Origin of the sequence: Agrobacterium sp. ST15.13.015 (genome assembly GCF_027871645.1) — a bacterium.
In the GTDB taxonomy this organism is placed as follows: domain Bacteria; phylum Pseudomonadota; class Alphaproteobacteria; order Rhizobiales; family Rhizobiaceae; genus Agrobacterium; species Agrobacterium leguminum.
Genome location: NZ_JAQAHF010000002.1, coordinates 336,908 through 356,473, shown reverse-complemented (window position 1 = coordinate 356,473; position 19,566 = coordinate 336,908). Strand labels below are relative to the sequence as shown.

Genomic DNA, 19,566 nt, shown 5'->3' with positions numbered 1-19,566 from the left:
TCCGACAAGAAATTCGAAATAGAATAAGGGCATGGAAACGATTTCCGTGCCCTTATTATTTGTCATGCGATTTGCCGACCTCTCGGCCGCAGCGCCTTATTCGTCGCGATAGACTTTTTCGCGACGCTCGTGACGCTCCTGCGCCTCGATGGAAAGCGTTGCAATCGGGCGGGCGTCCAGACGCTTGAGGCCGATAGGCTCGCCCGTTTCCTCACAGTAACCGTAAGTGCCGTCTTCGATCCGCTGAAGAGCTGCATCGATCTTTGAAATCAGCTTGCGCTGACGGTCGCGGGCGCGAAGTTCGATCGCCCGGTCCGTTTCGGAGGAAGCCCGATCGGCGAGATCGGGGTGGTTGGCGCTTTCTTCGGCGAGATGTCCGAGGGTCTCGCGCGCTTCTCTCAGGATGTCATTTTTCCAGGCGACCAGCTTCGCGCGGAAGTAAGCCCGCTGGCTGGCATTCATGAACTCATCGTCTTCCGAGAGCACATATTTGCTAAGATCGATCTTCTCACTCAACGCGATTCTCCTCGAAGAACATCTCAATGCGGCGGTGTATACTCCAATGATAGTGGCCGATTCAAGTCTGCAGATCAGTTTTCAGGCATTTTTAAAACTGACACAAAAATCATCTAAATGACTAATTTTTATCCTTTATTCGTATTGAAGCGAACTCTTCTTCAATCACTTCAACGCGACTTACCAACAGGAAAGAGGACTTGCGGTCCTGCAACCCTATCCTGTAGCATTCAACCCGTGCCCTGACATTCGAACGCCGGTCCCCGCCCTTGACAGCATCTTCCCCGAGCCGAGTTTATCTTCTGCGCCACGCCAAGGCCGCCTGGGCGGCGCCGGGAGAACGGGATTTCGACCGGGGATTGAACGAAGCCGGTTTTGCCGAGGCGGAAGTCATCGCCGACCTTGCCGCCGACCGGCATTACCGCCCCGATCTGCTTCTGTCATCCACGGCCGCGCGTTGCCGGCAGACCACGCAGGCCTGGCAGCGGGCGTTCAACGAAGGCATAGACATCTTCTACGTCGATGAAATGTATAATGCGCGCAGCGAAACCTACCTCTCCCTCATCGCCGCGCAGGCGCAGGCGCAATCGGTGATGCTGGTGGGCCACAACCCCACCATGGAGGCGACGCTGGAAGCGATGATCGGCGAAGATTTGCTGCATGCCGCCCTGCCCTCGGGTTTTCCGACATCGGGCCTTGCGGTTCTCGACCATGATGACAGCGCCGCAAACGGTAAAAACAGCTGGCGGCTGGTCGATTTTCTCGCGCCGGGCAAATAATCGCTGCGGCCCTTCCTACGAATTTTGCAAAGCCGCCCTGCTGAAAATCCGCTGGAGCGCTTCTTTTTTGGGCAGCCATACCTTCCTATATTGCAGCCGTGACCGTTAAACACAGCCAGGAAACTGCCATTGCCGCCTTCTCTTACGTCCCTGACAGACAGCGCGCTTATCGCATTCGATAATCTGGCCGACCGTGCGAGCAACCTCACCCACCCGACATTGCGGCTTGGCGTCACCGGCCTTTCGCGGGCGGGCAAGACGGTTTTCATCTCTTCCCTCGTCCACAATCTCCTGAACGGCGGCCGGCTGCCGCTGTTCGAGGCGATGCGGTCCGGACGTGTCTCGAATGTGCGGCTGGAGCCGCAGCCGGATGACGCCATTCCGCGTTTTCAATATGAGGATCATATTCAGGCGCTGGTGCGCGACCGGCTGTGGCCGGATTCGACACGGGCGATCTCGGAACTCAGGATAACGCTGGATTATCAGAGCGCCAGCGGCTGGGGCCGATGGTTTTCGGCCGGTAAGCTCTCCATCGATATTGTCGATTATCCCGGCGAATGGCTGCTCGACCTGCCGCTTCTGTCGCAGGACTATAAACAGTTCAGCGACGCGACCGTCGCCCTTGCCGGAAGCGGCATCCGCGCCGAACTGGCGCAGGAATGGCTGGCGATCGCCTCTTCGCTCGATATCAACGCACCGGCCGACGAGATGACGGCCCGACGTCTGGCCGAAAGTTTCGCAGCCTATCTGAAGGCCTGCAAATCCGATGAAAGATCGCTTTCCACCCTGCCGCCCGGCCGTTTCCTGATGCCCGGCGATCTGGAAGGGTCGCCCGCGCTGACCTTCGCACCGCTTCCCGGCCTGACGGATGAGAAAGCGCCGAAAGGCTCGCTGCGCGCCATGATGGAACGGCGCTATGACGCCTACAAGTCGATTGTGGTCAAACCCTTCTTCCGCGAGCATTTCGCCCGCCTCGACCGGCAGATCGTTCTGATCGACACGCTGCAGGCGGTCAATCGCGGCCCTGAAGCCGTGCAGGATCTGGAGCGGGCGCTGGGCGATGTCCTTGCCTGTTTCCGCCCCGGCACCAACAGTCTGCTGTCGTCGCTGATCGGCAGGCGTATCGACAAGGTGCTGATTGCCGCCACCAAGGCCGATCATCTGCATCACGAAAGCCACGACCGGCTGGAGCGCCTGACCCGCCGTCTGGTGGACCGCGCCATCACCACCATCGGCATGAATGGCGCCGGCATCGAGGTCATGGCGCTCGCTTCCGTGCGCGCCACCAGAGAGGCAAGCGTGCGACAGGATGGCCACGAGCTGCCCGTTATCGTCGGCACGCCCATGGCCGGTGAAACCATCAATGGCGAGACCTTCGACGGCAATCGCAAGACGGCGATCTTTCCCGGCGATCTGCCCGAGGATCCAGAACCGCTTTTCCGCAGCATCGACAGGGATGGCGACAAGGCGTCGCTGCCGGACATCAATGTCGTGCGCTTCCGCCCGCCGAATATAGACGAGCCGGGCAGCGGCGGCATCCGCCTTTCCGTTCCCCATATCAGGCTCGACCGCGCCATGCAGTTCCTGTTCGGAGACAAGCTCGCATGAAGCTTCCCACACAAAACGATCCGCAGGCGCGCCGCCCGGCGGCTTTCACGCTTGAAACCGAAGAGACGGCACGACCGTCCGCCGCACAGAAACGCGCGCCGCGCAGCTTCGACGCCAAGATTTCGCTGACGCCCGACGAGGACGATCCGTTTCTGGCGCCTGAGGAGATCGATGCCGCCGCGCTGCCGGTGGCGTCTCCGAAGAAAAGCCGCTTCTCCTTCGGCAAACTTGCGCTCGGCGCGCTTGGCGTCCTGTTCTCGCTCGCCTTCGGGCTCTGGGCGGATCAGCTCATCCGCAACCTGTTTTCCCGTTCCGACTGGCTGGGTTACACGGCCACTATCGCTCTTATTGTGGCGCTTTTCGCCGTTCTCGTTCTCGTCGGCCGGGAAGTCTTCGGCATCATGCGGCTTAACGCCGTGCAATCCTTGAAGGCCGATGCCGAGACGGCGAGCCTCGACAAGAGCCCGAAACCCGCACGCGCCATCGTCACCCGCCTGAATGCCGTTCTCTCCCACAGGGCCGAAACGGCCAAGGGGCGTGCGGCGCTGAAGGAAACGGAAAACGATGTCATCGACGGCCCGCATCTGATCGAGCTTGCCGAACGTGAGTTGCTCGTGCCGCTCGACAGGCAGGCCCGCGCCCTCATTCTCAATTCGTCCAAGCGCGTCTCCGTCGTCACCGCCGTCAGCCCGCGCGCGGTGGTCGATCTCGCTTATGTGCTGTTTGAAGTGACGCGGCTGGTGCGCGCCATGGCGGAGCTTTATGGCGGCCGTCCCGGCACACTCGGTATGCTGAAGCTCCTGCGCGATGTCGTCGCCCATCTTGCCGTCACGGGCTCGATCGCCGTTGGCGACGGGCTCGCCCAGCAGGTTCTCGGCCACGGTCTTGCCTCGAAACTCTCGGCGCGACTCGGCGAAGGCGTCATCAACGGCCTGATGACGGCGCGAATCGGCATTGCCGCGATGGATCTGTGCCGTCCGCTGCCGTTCCGGGCGGTGAAGCGGCCGGGGATCGGCGATTTCATGTCCGACCTCACACCCGATTTAAGCGGTGGAAAAACCGGTGAAAAAGCCTGATTGCCCGGGCTTGGGCGGTTCAAAAGGTTACGAACGAAGCCGCAAATGAGAGCAAAATAAACCAAGCATTAACCATTCCGCCGGTAGATTGCAGCCTATCGAACAGGCATCTTCGCCGGGGAAAGTATCATGTATTCGCGCTTCTTTTCGCTTGTGGGCGGACTTGCCGCCATATTGTCCGTCAGCGGCGGTTTCGGCATGTCTGACGTCCATGCCGCATCACGCGATCGCGACGACGTGTTCTTCCGCTCCGTGGCCGGTGTGTGGAAAGGCCCGGGCGAAATCGTCGCCGGCAAATACAAGGGCACGAAGTTCACCTGCGATCTGACGGGCGAGCCGCTCGACGACAAGCAGACCGGCATCAAGCTCGGCGGCACCTGCCGCGTCGGCGTCTTCAGCCAGCCCATGTCTGCCGTCATCAGCCAGAAGGGCAACTCTTACGAGGGCAAATTCCTCGACGGTGCTGAAGGCAAGGGACTGGACATCACCTCCGGACAGGTCAGCGGCGACAAGGTCGTCGTCGGCATCAACCGCGCCAAGCTCAACGGTGCAATGGTCGCCCGCGTCTCGAACGACAATTCGATGAACATTACCATTTCGGTCAAGGTCGCCGACCAGATGATCCCGGTCATCGGCGTGACGCTGGCGCGCGATATCGACCAGCTCGCCGTTGGTTCGATCAAGCCGTAAAAGCCATACTCTTCTCAGCCATCGCCAAGCGGGAGTGTCCACCACTCCCGTTTTTCGTTTGCGCTGACAATGCCGGTCTTGTCCGCCTGCTGAAGCCATTCCCGCACGGGCCTGCCTTTTACCTCAAGGTCGGGCGCGATATCGGCAAGCGGTATCAGCACGAAAGCGCGCTCCGTCATGCGCGGATGCGGCACCTCGATGCTTTCCGTTACGAGAGATTCATTCCCATAGGTCAGCACATCGATATCGATGGTGCGCGGCCCCCAGCGCTCCGTGCGCACCCGCTTCATACCCTTTTCGATGTCGAGGCATAATTGCAGCAGCCCAGGCGCTGAAAGCGAGGTTTCGACCAAGGCGCAGCAATTGAAAAAATCCGCCTGATCCGTCTTGCCCCAGGGCGGCGTGCGGTAAAGGTCGGACACGGCCAGCAGGCGGCAATCGTCACGCGCATCGAGTTCGCGCAGTGCGCTTGCCATGGCGGCGGCAGGATCGCCGATATTGCCGCCGAGCCCCAAGGCGGCGACGGTCATCTTTTCAGGCACGGTGTTCAACGCTCACCTGCGCATAATCGAGAATGCCCGGAACCGGCGCCGAGGGTTTGCGTACCGTGATCCTGAGCCAGACGATCTGCGGATAACGGGCGCGAAGCGCCTTGGCGATGTCGTTCGCAAGCGCCTCAATGAGATAACGGCGCTGGCCGACGACGATTTTTTCGATGACGGCGAAAGCCACGCCATAATCGACGGTATTTTCGATATCGTCGGTTTCCAGCGCATCACCCGCCTCGACTTCCATCTCGGCATCGACGAAAAAGCGCTGGCCCAGCACCTCCTCCTGCTCAAGAAGGCCATGACGGGCGAAAAAGGAACAGTTTTTCAGGATGATGGTATAGCGGCTCATCGCATCGCCTCCATGGCAGGACTGTTTCGCCAAAAAGCCGCGCCACCTTCCGGACACGGCATTCCGGCACTCGTTGATCTACGCATCGGCCTTTGCCGACGTTTTGGCAAGAACCGCATCGGCGATTGCCAGCGCATCGCGGGTTGCGGCGACATTGTGCACGCGAAAAATCGAAGCGCCGGCAAGCCGCAGGATCGCGGTTGTCGCAGCCGTTCCGATATCGCGTTCATGGGCCGCATCCCGGCCCGTCAGCGACCCGATGAAACGCTTGCGCGACGTGCCGGCCAGAACCGGCAGGCCGAAGGCGGCAAGTTCGCCGAAACGCGCCATCAGCGCGACATTTTCGCTCTCGTCCTTGGCGAAACCGAAACCGGGATCGAGCACGACGGCGTCACGGGCAATACCCGCATCCTCGGCGATCTCCAGCGAGCGATTGAGGAATACGAACTGGTCGGCGATGACATCCGCAAGCTTCTGCCGGTCGCGGCCGGTATGCATGATGCATACGCCGGCGCGGGTGGCGGCGACCACACCGGCCATCTCCGGGTCTTTCTGCAGGCCGAAGACGTCATTGACGATATGTGCGCCTGCCCCGACCGCCAGCCGCGCTGTGGAGGCGCGATAGGTATCGACGGAAATCAGCACATCCGTTTCGCGGCGCAATTTTTCGATGACGGGAAGCACCCGGTCCTGTTCTTCGGCTTCCGTTACCGCAGCCGCTCCCGGCCGGGTGGATTCGCCGCCGATATCAATGATGTCAGCGCCTTCCTCCACGCAGGTCAGCGCATGGGAAAAAGCCGCATCGACGGCGAGATAACGGCCGCCATCGGAAAAGGAATCGGGGGTTGCATTGACGATGGCCATAATACGGCCACGCCCATCAAGTTTCAGGGAGCGGCCATGAGCCGCTTGCCACGCGTTGCTGCCGGCTGTTATCACGTAACACGCGCCTTTCGGGAATAACGGAGTGTTATGCCAATTCTTATAAGTTCCGCTCCGCCTATGCAGCAAACCTTTTTCAAGTTCAACCGGAAGGCCGGGTCATGACCAAATCATCACGTGCTCTTTGCGCCGCTTTAGCGGCCGCGGTGGCACTTTCCCTACCCGGATCGGCTTTTTCCGAAACCATCGTCCGCAAGACCTATTCCTATTTTTCGATCAGCGGCAAAACCGCCGCTGACCTCGACCAGCAGCTTTCCAGGCACGGCCCGCTGACGCGCAATACCGGCGCGCGCCATCCAGGCGCCACGGAAATCAAATTCGGCGGCGAGCTCACCTATGTCGAGAAAAACGGCCTTTGCAGCGTCGGTACGGCCAAAGTGGTGCTGAACACCCGCATTCTCCTGCCGCAATGGAAAAACCGTCGCCGCACCACGGCGGAACTGGCCTTCATCTGGGATACGCTGCTTGCCGATATCAAGCGCCACGAGGAGCGCCACGCGGAAATCGCCCGCACCCACGCCCGCTCGCTTGAAAGACAGCTGACGTCGCTTCGCCCGCAGAAAAGCTGCGAGACGCTGCAGGAAATGGTCGGCAAGATCACCCAGACGGTGATGGACGAGCATGACAAGGACCAGATGCGCTTCGATGTGGTGGAATCGAAAAATTTCGATGCCCGCATGACACGGCTTTTGAAAAACCGGCTCGAGCAGGGCCAGAACCGCCGCTGAGCGGTCTTATACCCCATCTCATTCCCTTAACATCAAGCGCGGACATGACGTTACGTCATGTCCGATATCACCCGTGAATTCTCGTGATGGTGCCGTCGCCAAGACTCATTGTACGTTCTTCGTACGGTATCGGACCATTCGGCCAAGCGGCTTGAGGGCTCCAGCCGTCTCCGGTTCTCCCGGTGCGCACTTGAGGGCTCGCAGGTGTTTCCTCCCTCGCCTGCATGCTGCGTACCCGCCTCGCCCCGCTCCCCGCTACCAGGTGAGCGGGGCTTTTTCTGCGTTTAGCAATGACGAAAGATGTCAGCCCTGACGTTCGGGAACATGAACGACGAGACCATCGAGCTCGTCGTTCATCTTGATCTGACAGGAAAGGCGCGAGGTGGGGCGCACGTCAAAGGCGAAGTCCAGCATATCTTCTTCCATCGGTTCCGGGCCGCCGACGCGCTCGGCCCAGGCGTCGTCGACATAGACATGACAGGTCGCACAGGCGCAGGCGCCGCCGCATTCGGCATCGATGCCGGGAATGGAGTTGCGCACCGCATTCTCCATGACGGTGGAGCCATTGCTCACGTCGAGTTCATGGGGCGTGCCATCAAAGGCAACGATGGTCAGTTTTGTCATGCCGGAAATCCAAAATGTGATCTAAGAACTGTTCTAAACACATAGAAAGGCCGGTCCGCCTTGGCAACCCGCTTCAAGGGCGCACAGACGCAACCGGCCTTGCAAAATGCCAAATTTGATATGTTGCGCCTCAGCGGCAGAGCTTGAGGATGAAATTTTCGGCCTCGACGATGGTCGCCGCGAGTTTTGCTATCGCCGCGCTGTCATTGCCCTTGTCCTCCACCGCGGCTGCGGCCGCGGAAACGGCCGAGGCGCCGACGGCCTGCGCAGACCCCTTCAACCGATGGGCCGTCGCCATGACAGCCTTGTCGTCGGCGCCTGCCATTTCATGCAGAGCGGCGCGGGCGTTGCGGCTGAAGAGTTGCAGCACTTCGATCTCCAGATCCTTGTCGCCCATCGTCTGCCGGGCGAGATGATCGAAATCGATCGGTTTTTTACCGGCGGCGGGCGCACCGCCGCAATTGTCGGGAGCTTCGAAAGCAATACTGACCGCTGCCATGGCTGAAATTCCTGTCTCGCCGTTTCCTGTTTCGTGTCACATCTGTGTCGTATTCACGCATCCGGGCCGCTGCTATCGGCTTAAATTACGGCGTGACGCAGGCGAAAATCTTCTGCTATGGTTAATTTATGTTAAACTTATGCGAAACAAGGCGTTCAGCGTGAAACTCAGGTTTAAAAACTGTTAAAAAGCCGACACTTCGCCACCGCCGCAAATCCGCATTAATTGTTTCGAACACCTAAATGTGTCACTACGGTACTGCCGTTCTCACGAGGCTTAAGCTCAAGCTTTGTTATTGCGGCACAGTGATGTAATTTCGCCCGAAAGCTGGACCACCAGCAATTCGGGATTTGGTAAATGGCGGAATTGTTCTCTCTTCAAGGGATAATGTTCCGCTGGCATGATGGCGGCAGTCCGCTTGCGGAACGCAAGTGGTCAACGGCATGAAGCCGGGCGTATGTGTAACGAGGCGTAACCGCATGGCGAATAACAAGATCAGCGACTCTGTCGACGAGACTGCATTTCAGGCGTTGGAAGACGCCCTGCAGCTTGGCGCTTTCGAAGAAAAGCCGGAGACGCGGAAAACTGCAGCGCCGAAGCAGCCGGAGGCCAGATTGAAGGAAGCAAGCAGACCGACCCCTGCTCCAGAGGCCGCCCGCGCGCCTGCCGAACAGACGCCCAGATCGCCCAATCTCGAAGCGGCCAATGACGGCTCCAAGCGCAGCCCGGCCATGATCCTGAAATCGCTGGAAGGCGGCTCCATCGGCGGCGCGCTGCGCAACGCCACGATCATGTCGGTCATCTGGGCGCTCGGCGGTCTTGGCATCGCTCATCTTCTTTATGGCAACGCGCTGTGGAACATCGCCTCGCTGGCCGATCTCACCGCGATCCCCGGCCTGATGGCTATCGTCGTCGGCATCCTCGTTCCCATCATGCTGTTCTTCGCCTTTGCGATCATGATGGCGCGCGCCCGCGATCTGCGCAACGCCGCCCGCTCCATGGCCGAAGTCGCCCTTCGCCTTGCCGAGCCGGAAACGGTCGCGTCTGACCGCATCATGTCCGTCGGCCAGGCGGTTCGCCGTGAAGTCTCGGCCATGAATGACGGTATCGAGCGCACAATCGCCCGCGCGACGGAACTCGAAACCCTCGTGCATTCCGAGGTCAACGCACTTGAGCGCAGCTATGCCGACAACGAACTGCGCGTGCGCAGCCTCGTGCAGGAACTGACCGCCGAGCGAGACGCCATCGTCAATCACGCCGAGCGTATCCGCTCCTCCATCGTCGGCGCGCAGGAACAGATCAAGGAAGAGCTTTCCATCGTCGGTGAAGAGCTTTCGATGCGGATCGCCACCACCGGCGAGGCTTTCGCCTCGATGATCGACACCCGCTCGGCCGCGCTTTTGGAAAAATCGCGCGCCTCGACCGAAGCGATGGGCAGCCTGATCGCCGCCAAGACCGAAAACCTGCTTCGGGCGCTGAATTCCTCCGGCGCGACGCTGTCCAACGAATTCGACATGCGCCTGCACAACCTCACCTCGACGCTGGATGAGCGCGGTGAAGTCCTGCTCGAGCGTTTCGCAATCCATGCGTCGACGCTGGATAGCGGTGCGGAAAGCCTCAACAGCGCGCTTGAAGAGCGCACTCGCCAGCTCAACGAGACGCTGTCCACGCGCACGCTCGAACTCAACCGCAATATCGACCGCGGCCAGCAGATCATCGGCGGTTCGCTGGATACCGTTCTCGACAAGCTGTCCACTACGCTTGAGGAAAAGGGTCTCTCCTTCCGCCAGAGCCTGCAGAGCACGGCGGACGATGCGATCATGGATCTCGACCTTCGCTCCGGCCTCTACGAAGAGCGGATGCAGGCGACGGTCGGCCAGGTCAACTCCGCCTTCGACGAGCATGTCGCGCAGTTCGCCAGCGCCTTCGACCAGCGCGCCGGCAGCCTCGACAGCAAGCTGATGGAAAGCCTCGCCCGCATCAACGAAACCGTTGCCGGCGGCTCCGAAGCGCTCGACACCATGCTGAGCGCCGGTCTGGAGCGCATCGGCACCACCATGACCGATCAATCGCTGGCGCTCGCAACCGCGCTTGGCACGGGTCAGGAAATGCTGGAAAGCGCGCTTGAAAGCCGGACACAGGCCTTCAGCGACGCAATTGGCCAGCGTACCGCCGAAATCACCGATGCCTTCACCAGTTCGCACGAGAAGATCGACGCCGTGCTGGCGGAGCGCAGCAATGCCCTGTTCGGCGCGCTTTCGGCCAGCCAGAACCGTTTCGACGAAGCGCTCGCCAGCCGTTCGATGGCGATTACCGGCTCCGTCTCCGGCACGGCCGAACGTCTCGCCGCCATGCTCGACGAACGTGCCGCCGCGATCAACAGCGTCGTCGCTGATGTCGAGCGCCGTCTTGCCGAAACGCTCGAAACCCGGGCAGCAGCCATCACCGGCGCGGTTTCCGGCATCGAGGACCGCATTTCCGACACGCTGGAAAGTCGTACGGCTGCCCTGCATGACGTCGTCTCCGGCGCGGAGAGCCGTATCGCCGATACGCTTGACGGCCGCACGGCCGCGCTTTCCAGCGCCATTTCCGGCGTCGAGGAACGTATTGCCGACACGATGGACAGCCGCACGCTGTCGCTCGACATGACCTTTGCCAATGTCGAGGAAAGACTTTCCGAGACGCTCGACAACCGCACCTCTGCCCTCACCGGCATTGTCGCAAGTGCTGAGGAAAAGATTGCCGGCGCGCTCGACAGCCGCACGGCCACCTTCGGAGACGTGGTCGCCGGTGCTGAAACCCGCATTGCGGAAACGCTGGATGGCCGCACCGCAGCCCTCAACGCCGTGGTCTCCGGTGCCGAAGAACGCATCGCCGATGCGCTCGACAGCCGTACCATGGCGCTCGACATGGCATTCTCCGGCGCGGAAGAAAAAATCGCCGAAGCGCTCGACACCCGCACCGCAGCCCTTGGCGAGCTGGTTGCCGGCGCCGAGACCCGTATTGCCGGGGCGCTCGACAGCCGAACCGAGTCGCTGAAGACCGTCGTTTCCGGCGCGGAAGAGCGGATCACCGATGTGCTCGACAGCCGCACCATGGCGCTCGATATGAGCTTTTCCGGTGTCGAGGAAAAGATCGCCGATATTCTCGACGGTCGCACCACAGCGCTGCAGAATGCCGTTTCCGGTGTCGAAGACCGCATTGCCGGCGCGCTCGATAGCCGTACTGCGGCCCTCTCTGGCATCGTCTCCGGTGCGGAGGAGCGCATCGCGGACGCGCTCGACAGCCGCACCATGGCGCTCGACATGGCGATTTCCGGCGTCGAGGACCGAATTGCCGAGGCTATGGATGCCAGAGCATCGTCGCTTTCGCTTGCGGCAGCCGGCGTCGGCCAGCGCCTCGAAGCCACCGCATTCACGCTTGAAAACGCGCTTGCCAGCGGCCATGAGCGGCTCGAAACCATGCTCGGTTCGCAGGCTGAACGCATTGCCGGATCGCTGGAGCGCAATAGCGGCCTGATCGAGCAGAGCGTCTCGGGTGCGGCCAACCGCATTGAAAGCGTCGTTGAAGACGGCAGCACCCGTTTTGCCCAGACGGTGGAAGAAGGTGTGTCCCGCCTCGAAAGCAATCTGTCGCAATCGCATAAGGATATTCGCACCGCGCTCGATCAGCGCCAGGCGGATCTTGCCGCGACGCTCAGCTCCGCCACGACCCAGATGGGCGACATGCTCTCCGAACAGGCGATGATGATCGGCACCACGGTCGCCTCCAGCGCCAGCATGCTCGAACTGTCTCTCGAAACCCAGCAGGAAGCGCTGCAGAAGGCGATCGACGGCAGTGCGCAGACGCTGGAAGAGCGCCTGCGCAACAGCGCCGGCGACATCGCCGTCAAGATCGGCGAAGCTGCCCGCGAAATCGGCGGTGCGACGGATGCCCTGTCCTCGAAAATCGAGACCTCCATCGGCAATGTCACCACCCGTCTCGATGAGACCGGCGCCCGTATCGAGACCTCGCTCGATACGCTGCAGGCTCGCGTCGGCGGCGATCTGGCCAATGTAAACACCTCGATCGAGGACGCCGGCCGCCGCTTTGCCGAAGCGCTGGAAGACAAGACGGCCGTGTTCGCCCGCGCCAGCGACGAGGCGGCCGAGCGTATCACGGGCATTCTGGACGAACAGACCACACGTGTCGCAGACACGTTCGAAAACCGGACCAGCCGCCTGGCAGAAACCTTCGATACCGGCACGGCCCGTATCGATGAACGCCTCGGCACCATGGACCGGGCGTTGACCATCGGTCTTGAAAACGTCAACCGCACCATTGAAGGCAAGGCGAGCGATCTCGCCGTCAGCCTGCGCGGCGCGGTCACCTCCGCCACCCAGAGCATCGGCGAAGAAGCCGTGCGCTCCACCTCCCTTCTCGCCAAGTCCGGTTCGGAATTCGCAGAACAGGTGCAGGCGCAGAACGAGGCCTTCACCAAGGCCATCGAGGAACGCTCCGGCGAGATCGTCAACCGCATTTCGGATGCGCAGACCCGTCTCTCCGGTCAGGCCGCCGCCGTGGCCCAGACCTTCTCCGAGGCTGGCAACATCATCGTCAACAAGGTTGCCGAGGCTGAAGCCGTCGTTCGCTCTCAGGTCGGCGTCATTTCCGAGACACTCACCAGTGTCGAATCCGCCCTCGACGCCCGCGGCGAATCCATCCGCTCGGCGCTGGACAACCGCACCCGCGAACTCAACTCGATGCTGGCCAGCCGCTCCGCCGAGCTTTCGCGCCTGATCGAGGAGAAAGCCAAGCCTGTCGTCGACGAATACGCCACCATCGGCCGCGAAGCCGCCGAAAAGATCGTTTCCGCAGCCCAGCAGAGCGCGGACCTTCTGTCGCAGAGCAACAGCGGCATGGTCGGCATGGTGGAACAGGCGATCAGCGATTATGCCGCTGCCGGAACGGATGCGGCAAGCAAGCTCGTCGCCGCGACCCGCCAGAGCACCGACATGCTGTCCGAAACGCATACGGCCATGGCGGACGCCGTCGAACAGGGCATCGACAAATATGCCCGCGCCGGCAGCGATGCGGCCAACAAGCTGGTGGCCGCCACCCGCCAGAGCACGGATATGCTGTCGCAGACCCATAACAGCATGGCGGAGATCGTCGAACAGTCGGCAACCAACTTCAACTCCGCTGTCGAGCGCGCCGCACAGGGCTTCGGCGCGGCAGACGAGGCATTGAACGCCTCGGCGACGCGCTTCTCCGAATCCGCCTCGCAGGCCGCCGACATGGTGTCCAGCTCCAGCCGTCTGCTCGAAGGAAAGATCGACCGCCTGTCGAATATTTCCGGCCAGACGCTGGCGCAGGTTGCCGGCATCGTCGGCCGTTTCGAGGAACATTCGAAGGTGCTGAGCCAGGCTTCCGAGCTTCTCAATGCCGCACAGTCGAGCCTCGTCGGCACTCTGGAAGAGCGCCAGGACGCGCTGCGCAGCCTGTCGGTCGGCCTCGTCAAGCGTTCCGAGGAAATCGAAAGCGCCATGCGCAACGTCATCGGCGTGGTGGAAACCACGCTCAACGAGGCCGAGGAGCGCTCGCAGAACGTCGCCGGCAATCTGCGCGACAATCTGCAGGCCTCCTTCTCCGATATCGGTCGCTCGCTCGATGAAACCGAACAGCGCGCCCGTTCGGCGGCACAGACCATGCGGGGCGCCCTGCTCTCCGCCGGTCAGGATGCCAGCCGCTCGATTGAAAGCACGCTGTCCGACGCGCAGAAATATTCCGACGAGCTGGTCAATCGCCTGCGTGGCGGTGTCGAATCCTCACTTTCGGAAGTCGACAATCTTCTCGGCAGCGCCTCGGAAAAATCGAATGCCGCCGCAGCCAGCCTCAAAGAGACGCTGCGTCAGGCCGTGGAAGAAGCGGTGAGCCGCTTCGCCGGCGCGACGGACGAAATCCGCCGCTCGAGCCACGATATCCGCCGCGAACTGGATGCGACCCGTGCGGAACTGAAGCGCGGCGCCTTCGACCTGCCGGAAGAAGCCAAGGAAAGCGCTGCCGCCATGCGTCGCGCCGTTTCCGAACAGATCAAGGCCCTGCAGGATATTTCCCAGCTCGTTGGTCGTTCGACCCACCAGATGGAAGTCTCCGAACCGGTTGCCCGCGCCATCGCCGCAACCCAGCCAGCGGCCGAGCGCCGTGTCGAAACGCGTCCTCAGCCGGCAGCTCCGGCTCCGGTTCAGCAGCAGCGCCCGGCTCAGCCGCAGCCCGCTCCCGCACCGGCCGCATTGCGCGGTACCCTGCCGCTTGAGAACCGTCAGGTCGAGAACCGTCAGGCGCCTGCCCCGGCTCAGCCGGGTGCTCCGGCCGGACGCCGCGACGAAGGCGGCGGCTGGATCAGCGATTTGCTGCGCGGCGCATCGCAGGAAACGCCAGCGGCATCCGCACCACGCGCCGGCGCGGAACAGCAGCCGACCCGTGCGGCCGACACCCGCAATCCACGCCACATGGTGGAATCGCTGAACTCGCTCTCGGTCGATATCGCCCGCGCCATCGATCACGACGCCTCCGTGGAGTTGTGGCGGCGCTACCAGCGCGGCGAGCGCGACGTCTTCACCCGTCGCCTCTATACGCTGAAGGGTCAGACCACCTTCGACGAAATCAAGCGCAAATATGAGCGGGAAGCGGAATTCCGCACCGCCGTGGACCGCTACATTACCGATTTCGAGAAGCTGCTTGCCGACGTGGCCCGCACCGACCGCGACCGGACCGTGACACAGTCCTACCTCACCTCCGATACCGGCAAGGTCTATACGATGCTTGCCCATGCGGCGGGCCGGTTCAACTGAGCCGAGTGACGCTGAAATGACAAAACCCCGGTCAAGACCGGGGTTTTTCTTTTGGCTCTGCTCGCTGTTTCATCGCTCCTCGAAGACAGCGAACTGAGCGGGTGACGCTGAAATCAAATCTCGAACGTGCCCGAAGCAACGCGCACCGCGTGGCCGCCGATGCGGGCGCGGGCGATTTCGCCGTCCTTGACGTCCATACGCAGGTGGATATGGGACGGTCGTTCCATCTCCACGCCCTGCTCGATCAGCAGAGGATAATGGCCATCGGTCAGGCCATCGAAATGGTGGATGGCACCGGAAAGGGCAGCGGCGGCGGAACCGGTGGCGGGGTCTTCCGAAATGCCCATATCCGGAGAGAACATGCGGGCGTGGAACTTCGCAGCGTGATTGACGCCGCCGCGACAGTAGATATAGGCCGCCGTCAGGCGTCCTTCCACCAGCGGCGCCGTGCGCAGCCAAAGATTGGCGTCGAAATCCATGTCCCTGATGGCGGCGATATTGTGCAGCGGTACGATGAGGAACGGCACCCCGGCCGTCCAGATCGACGGCACATGGTTTTCAAAGCCGAGATGCGCCTCGCTGACGCCCAACGCATCGGCAAGCGCGGTATGATCGAGCGGTAGTTCCACGCGGGACGATTTGCGCGGCAGGTCGAATTCCGCGAAGCTGACCGCGCCGGCACGCATCTTCACCGCGCAACGCACCGGACCCACCTGCTCTTCCAGCACGCAGACCATATCGATATCGTCATCGCCCTCGCCGCGATTTCGTTCGGCAATGGCCACCGCCGCGCCGACTGTCGGATGGCCTGCGAAGGGCAATTCACCCGATGGCGTGAAGATGCGCAGCGAAGCCGCATGGGCCGGATTGCTGGACCGGTTGACGAAAACCGTCTCGGAGAGATTCATCTCCCGCGCGATCGCCTGCATCGTGGCCTGGGGAAGATCATCGGCGTCATACATGACCGCCAGCGGGTTTCCCGCCATTTTCGTCTCGGTAAAGACATCGTAGATATCGTAGTTCAGCGCCACATCCGTCTCCTGCCACTCGTCATTCCGACTGCCCTGGCAAACTGCATCAGGCCGTTCCGCATCGCAACCCTTGTCGGCGGGTGCAAATCAAGAAGCTGTGGACCGGAGCGGTGCGCTCCGCCGCCAGGGAACGCCTGCGTCTTCGAAAGGCCTTGTCGCCAGCCGCCGTCTTCATGTACCAAGGGTGCGTCTGGCGGCTTGTTATCGACCTCCCTGTCGAGGTTTCAAGATTTCGAGCCGCTTCAACGGGTTACAGCGCCTTGCGTGGACGGTTTCCGGTCTGCGCGTTGTCGAGGGAAGCGGATGTCGCATTCTACCTATTCACTGTCCTTTGTCGCCTCGGCAACCGAGGAGGCCCAGACGGCGCTGAAAGAGCTGAAATGCATGTACGGCGATACGCCATTCGAAGAGGCGGAAGTGATTGTCGCGCTCGGCGGCGATGGCTTCATGCTGCAGATTCTCAACGAAACGATGAATTCCGGCAAGCGGGTCTATGGCATGAACCGGGGGTCCGTCGGCTTCCTGATGAATGACTACCGGGTGGACGGCCTGCTGGAGCGCATCGCGGTGGCGAGCGGCAACGATTTCCATCCCCTGCGCATGACGACGACGGATTCCGACGGCGACGAATTCACGGCACTTGCCATGAACGAGGTCAGCCTGTTTCGCCAGTCGCATCAGGCAGCCAAGCTTCGTGTGGAGGTGGACGGCAAGGTGCGGCTGGAAGAATTGATCTGCGACGGCATGATGGTGGCGACCCCGGCAGGGTCGACAGCCTACAATTTCTCCGCCCATGGACCCATCCTGCCGCTGGAATCGCCGCTGCTTGCGCTCACCCCGGTCAGCGCTTTCCGGCCGCGGCGCTGGCGCGGCGCGCTTTTGCCGAATAAGGTAACGGTCGATATTCATGTTCTCGAACGGGACAAGCGCCCGGTGAATGCGGTGGCCGACCACACCGAGGTGAAATCCGTTCGTCACGTTCGGATCGCACAATCGCAGGACAGGACGGCCAGAATTCTCTCGGATCCGGATCGTTCATGGTCGGACCGGGTTCTCGCCGAACAGTTCAACAATTGACGCCCACAATCGACAATGGCCATGCAACTGACAAGACCTATCCTCGCTGCCTTTCTTTTCGCCGCCGCCGTGCTTCCCGCGCGGGCGCAGACGGAAGCGATTGACGCGCTGCCGGTTTCGGCAATCTTCGTCGTCAGCAGCGGCATGTGGGAAGATCGCAATCTTGAACCGGTGAAAGGCCCAGACGGACAGTTGCGGCCGCCGCCTGCCTCGCCCACGCGCGGCTATTACAAGGTCATCGCCATCCGCCAGGGCGACGGCACGGCGAAAATCTACCTGCAGCGAATCGTCTTTACCGCCGATGGGCCGAATCTCCTGGAAAACATCGAGCTGGAAGAATTCAGCCAGATGAAATCCTATGTCACGGATATTCGTCCCGAAAGCTCGAATGGCGCACCCACCTCGCCCGGCCTGTTCGTGACCGTCTACCTGAAGACGGACCCGATAGCCAAGGAAGCGGAAAGCTGGACGATCTTGATCGACGAGCTGGGCGAGATGAAGATCGAGAAAGCGTCCAACTGATCGGCCAGATGCGCGGCTCGGGCAAGGTTACGCTTGCAGCGCCTCCGGCCCGACAAGAACCGCACCGAAATGATGTTTCCACAATCTCGCACCGAGTTCACCGCTGCGGTCGAGACTGGAGCCCACCGTAAGCCACGGCAACAGCGTGGGATGCAGCCCCGCATCGAAGAGCGCAAAACCGGCGGCCAGCACGCAGGTATCGGCCTGAATGCCGCAGACCAGCACCCTATCGAGTTTCAGCGACAGAAGGTGGTCGATGACCTCCCGGGGTGGCGCATAACCGTGTTTGACGAATATGCGATCTGCCGCAACAAGCGACTCGTCATCCCTGCCCGGTTTCCAGCCGAGTTGCCGCTCAAAGGGTGTTACGCTTTCATCATGGCGCTCGACAGTGGCGATGCTGGGCATTGTCAGGGCGAGAGCGGATATTTCCGCCACCAGCGCAGCCGGCGGATTGAAGCTTGGCTGGACGTCAACGATATAGAGCGCCTGTTTCATGCTTGTCCTCCAACGAAAAACCCCTCGCAATGGGTTTGCGAGGGGTAATCTTTTTCAATCGACGCACTTGGCGCGTCAGTCGATATCCGCGACTTCCACATCCGCGCCGCCGCTGATGCGATGCGCGAGGGCCGCTTCCATGAACTCGTTCAGATCGCCGTCCAGCACGTTGCTGGGTGCGGTGCTTTCCACGCCGGTGCGCAGGTCCTTGACCAGCTGATAGGGCTGCAGAACGTAGGAACGGATCTGGTGGCCCCAGCCGATATCGGTCTTGGATGCAGCCTGCGCATTGGCCGCCTCTTCCCGCTTCTGCAGCTCCACCTCGTAGAGGCGGGCGCGCAGCATGTCCCACGCCTTGGCGCGGTTCTTGTGCTGGGAACGCTCCTGCTGGCAGGCAACGGCAATACCGGTCGGAATATGCGTGATACGCACGGCCGAGTCGGTGGTGTTGACGTGCTGGCCGCCTGCGCCGGACGAACGATAGGTATCGATGCGGCAATCACTCTCGTTGATGTCGATCTGGATCGAATCGTCGACGACGGGGTAAACCCAGACGGAAGAGAACGATGTGTGGCGACGCGCATTGCTGTCATAGGGCGAAATACGAACGAGGCGATGCACGCCCGATTCCGTCTTCAGCCAGCCGAAGGCATTGTGGCCCTTGACGAGGATCGTCGCGGACTTGATGCCGGCTTCTTCGCCGTCGTGAACTTCGAGCACCTCGACCTTGAAACCTTCGCGGTCGGCCCAGCGGGTATACATGCGCAGAAGCATGTTCGCCCAGTCCTGACTTTCGGTGCCGCCGGCGCCGGAATGCACTTCGAGATAGGTATCGTTGGTATCGGCTTCGCCTGACAGCATGGCTTCCACCTGACGGCGGTTCGCCTCGCTCTTCAACGCCTTCAATGCGTCTTCGGCGTCCTTGACGATCTCGTCATCACCTTCCATCTCGCCGAGTTCGATCAGCTCGATATTGTCCTTGAGCTGCTGCTCCAGCGCCTTGACGCCATTGATGCTGTCGTCCAGCTGCTGGCGTTCGCGCATCAGCTTCTGGGCTTCGGTGGCATCGTTCCAGAGGGTCGGGTCCTCTGCCTTGTTGTTCAACCAGTCCAGTCGTCTTATCGCCTGGTCCCAGTCAAAGATGCCTCCTCAGCAGGCTTATGGCCTGCTTGATTTCGTCGACTACGTTCACGATTTCATTGCGCATTTCGCTGGTTCTTCACCTTCATTGAAACTCGTTGCT

Annotated in this window: 17 protein-coding genes; 8 read left to right on the top strand and 9 right to left on the bottom strand. The window is 61.4% G+C overall.

Annotated elements, in window-relative coordinates; translation table 11 throughout:
- Window positions 1-96: 96 nt before the first annotated feature.
- Window positions 97-516, bottom strand: a complete 420-nt coding sequence (gene dksA, locus PIB16_RS04975) for an RNA polymerase-binding protein DksA (protein ID WP_003496274.1) — start codon at window positions 514-516, stop codon at window positions 97-99.
- 302 nt (window positions 517-818) lie between these two features.
- On the opposite strand from dksA, the gene PIB16_RS04970 reads away from it, so the two are divergent.
- The 4 genes from PIB16_RS04970 (at window position 819) to PIB16_RS04955 (ending at window position 4,669) form a co-directional block, all read left to right on the top strand.
- Window positions 819-1,295 (top strand): SixA phosphatase family protein, encoded by a 477-nt coding sequence (locus PIB16_RS04970; RefSeq protein ID WP_059753198.1) that lies wholly within the window; start codon window positions 819-821, stop codon window positions 1,293-1,295.
- A 129-nt stretch (window positions 1,296-1,424) separates the two neighbouring features.
- Window positions 1,425-2,903: a YcjX family protein gene (locus tag PIB16_RS04965; RefSeq protein WP_271045097.1), complete on the top strand. Its 1,479-nt coding sequence runs from the start codon at window positions 1,425-1,427 to the stop codon at window positions 2,901-2,903.
- Window positions 2,900-3,979 (top strand): YcjF family protein, encoded by a 1,080-nt coding sequence (locus PIB16_RS04960; RefSeq protein WP_271045096.1) that lies wholly within the window; start codon window positions 2,900-2,902, stop codon window positions 3,977-3,979. Before PIB16_RS04965 ends, PIB16_RS04960 begins: the two co-directional genes overlap by 4 nt.
- A gap of 129 nt (window positions 3,980-4,108) precedes the next feature.
- Complete coding sequence (locus PIB16_RS04955; protein WP_003521427.1) at window positions 4,109-4,669, top strand: hypothetical protein; 561 nt, start codon at window positions 4,109-4,111, stop codon at window positions 4,667-4,669.
- A 14-nt stretch (window positions 4,670-4,683) separates the two neighbouring features.
- On the opposite strand, the gene folK is transcribed toward PIB16_RS04955, so the two are convergent.
- The 3 genes from folK to folP all read right to left on the bottom strand — a co-directional run bounded on the left by folK (window position 4,684) and on the right by folP (window position 6,433).
- Window positions 4,684-5,199: a 2-amino-4-hydroxy-6-hydroxymethyldihydropteridine diphosphokinase gene (gene folK, locus PIB16_RS04950; protein ID WP_271045126.1), complete on the bottom strand. Its 516-nt coding sequence runs from the start codon at window positions 5,197-5,199 to the stop codon at window positions 4,684-4,686.
- A gap of 4 nt (window positions 5,200-5,203) precedes the next feature.
- On the bottom strand, window positions 5,204-5,569 hold the full coding sequence (folB, locus tag PIB16_RS04945; protein WP_003502532.1) for a dihydroneopterin aldolase: 366 nt from the start codon (window positions 5,567-5,569) through the stop codon (window positions 5,204-5,206).
- Window positions 5,570-5,647: 78 nt separating this feature from the next.
- Complete coding sequence (folP, locus tag PIB16_RS04940; RefSeq protein WP_142845802.1) at window positions 5,648-6,433, bottom strand: dihydropteroate synthase; 786 nt, start codon at window positions 6,431-6,433, stop codon at window positions 5,648-5,650.
- Between the two features lie 179 nt (window positions 6,434-6,612).
- Here folP and PIB16_RS04935 point away from each other — a divergent pair, with 179 nt between their 5' ends.
- The gene (locus tag PIB16_RS04935; RefSeq protein WP_003521431.1) at window positions 6,613-7,239 is read left to right on the top strand and encodes a DUF922 domain-containing Zn-dependent protease; all 627 of its coding nucleotides are present in this window, start codon (window positions 6,613-6,615) and stop codon (window positions 7,237-7,239) included.
- Between the two features lie 303 nt (window positions 7,240-7,542).
- Here PIB16_RS04935 and PIB16_RS04930 read toward each other — a convergent pair whose 3' ends face one another.
- Entirely contained in the window at window positions 7,543-7,863 is a 321-nt protein-coding gene (locus tag PIB16_RS04930; RefSeq protein WP_003502527.1) for a 2Fe-2S iron-sulfur cluster-binding protein, read from the bottom strand.
- 130 nt (window positions 7,864-7,993) lie between these two features.
- Window positions 7,994-8,362, bottom strand: a complete 369-nt coding sequence (locus PIB16_RS04925) for an Hpt domain-containing protein (RefSeq protein WP_271045095.1) — start codon at window positions 8,360-8,362, stop codon at window positions 7,994-7,996.
- A 479-nt stretch (window positions 8,363-8,841) separates the two neighbouring features.
- On the opposite strand from PIB16_RS04925, the gene PIB16_RS04920 reads away from it, so the two are divergent.
- Window positions 8,842-15,195, top strand: coding sequence for a hypothetical protein (locus PIB16_RS04920; protein WP_271045094.1), 6,354 nt, complete (start codon window positions 8,842-8,844; stop codon window positions 15,193-15,195).
- A gap of 113 nt (window positions 15,196-15,308) precedes the next feature.
- On the opposite strand, the gene PIB16_RS04915 is transcribed toward PIB16_RS04920, so the two are convergent.
- Window positions 15,309-16,226 (bottom strand): PhzF family phenazine biosynthesis protein, encoded by a 918-nt coding sequence (locus tag PIB16_RS04915; RefSeq protein WP_065653944.1) that lies wholly within the window; start codon window positions 16,224-16,226, stop codon window positions 15,309-15,311.
- Between the two features lie 303 nt (window positions 16,227-16,529).
- Between PIB16_RS04915 and PIB16_RS04910 the strand changes: the two genes are divergently transcribed.
- Both PIB16_RS04910 and PIB16_RS04905 read left to right on the top strand, forming a co-directional pair.
- Entirely contained in the window at window positions 16,530-17,303 is a 774-nt protein-coding gene (locus PIB16_RS04910) for an NAD kinase (RefSeq protein WP_271045093.1), read from the top strand.
- Between the two features lie 21 nt (window positions 17,304-17,324).
- Window positions 17,325-17,825, top strand: coding sequence for a hypothetical protein (locus PIB16_RS04905; RefSeq protein WP_271045092.1), 501 nt, complete (start codon window positions 17,325-17,327; stop codon window positions 17,823-17,825).
- 27 nt (window positions 17,826-17,852) lie between these two features.
- Here PIB16_RS04905 and PIB16_RS04900 read toward each other — a convergent pair whose 3' ends face one another.
- Together PIB16_RS04900 and prfB are read right to left on the bottom strand one after the other, a co-directional pair.
- Window positions 17,853-18,323 (bottom strand): cysteine hydrolase family protein, encoded by a 471-nt coding sequence (locus PIB16_RS04900; protein WP_125145941.1) that lies wholly within the window; start codon window positions 18,321-18,323, stop codon window positions 17,853-17,855.
- Between the two features lie 75 nt (window positions 18,324-18,398).
- Window positions 18,399-19,530 (bottom strand): peptide chain release factor 2 gene (gene prfB, locus PIB16_RS04895; protein ID WP_173999815.1). Its coding sequence is split into 2 segments (ribosomal slippage): window positions 18,399-19,460 and window positions 19,462-19,530, totalling 1,131 coding nucleotides; the frame shifts between segments, so codons are not numbered across the junction.
- Window positions 19,531-19,566: the final 36 nt, after the last annotated feature.

Excerpts from the sequence above, each read along its gene's own strand:
- PIB16_RS04960 (WP_271045096.1), top strand. The coding sequence starts at position 2,900 with ATGAAGCTTCCCACACAAAACGATCCGCAGGCGCGCCGCCCGGCGGCT.
- PIB16_RS04955 (WP_003521427.1), top strand. The coding sequence starts at position 4,109 with ATGTATTCGCGCTTCTTTTCGCTTGTGGGCGGACTTGCCGCCATATTG.
- folK (WP_271045126.1), bottom strand. The coding sequence starts at position 5,199 with ATGACCGTCGCCGCCTTGGGGCTCGGCGGCAATATCGGCGATCCTGCC.
- folB (WP_003502532.1), bottom strand. The coding sequence starts at position 5,569 with ATGAGCCGCTATACCATCATCCTGAAAAACTGTTCCTTTTTCGCCCGT.
- folP (WP_142845802.1), bottom strand. The coding sequence starts at position 6,433 with ATGGCCATCGTCAATGCAACCCCCGATTCCTTTTCCGATGGCGGCCGT.
- PIB16_RS04935 (WP_003521431.1), top strand. The coding sequence starts at position 6,613 with ATGACCAAATCATCACGTGCTCTTTGCGCCGCTTTAGCGGCCGCGGTG.
- PIB16_RS04930 (WP_003502527.1), bottom strand. The coding sequence starts at position 7,863 with ATGACAAAACTGACCATCGTTGCCTTTGATGGCACGCCCCATGAACTC.
- PIB16_RS04925 (WP_271045095.1), bottom strand. The coding sequence starts at position 8,362 with ATGGCAGCGGTCAGTATTGCTTTCGAAGCTCCCGACAATTGCGGCGGT.
- PIB16_RS04920 (WP_271045094.1), top strand. The coding sequence starts at position 8,842 with ATGGCGAATAACAAGATCAGCGACTCTGTCGACGAGACTGCATTTCAG.
- PIB16_RS04910 (WP_271045093.1), top strand. The coding sequence starts at position 16,530 with ATGTCGCATTCTACCTATTCACTGTCCTTTGTCGCCTCGGCAACCGAG.
- PIB16_RS04905 (WP_271045092.1), top strand. The coding sequence starts at position 17,325 with ATGCAACTGACAAGACCTATCCTCGCTGCCTTTCTTTTCGCCGCCGCC.
- PIB16_RS04900 (WP_125145941.1), bottom strand. The coding sequence starts at position 18,323 with ATGAAACAGGCGCTCTATATCGTTGACGTCCAGCCAAGCTTCAATCCG.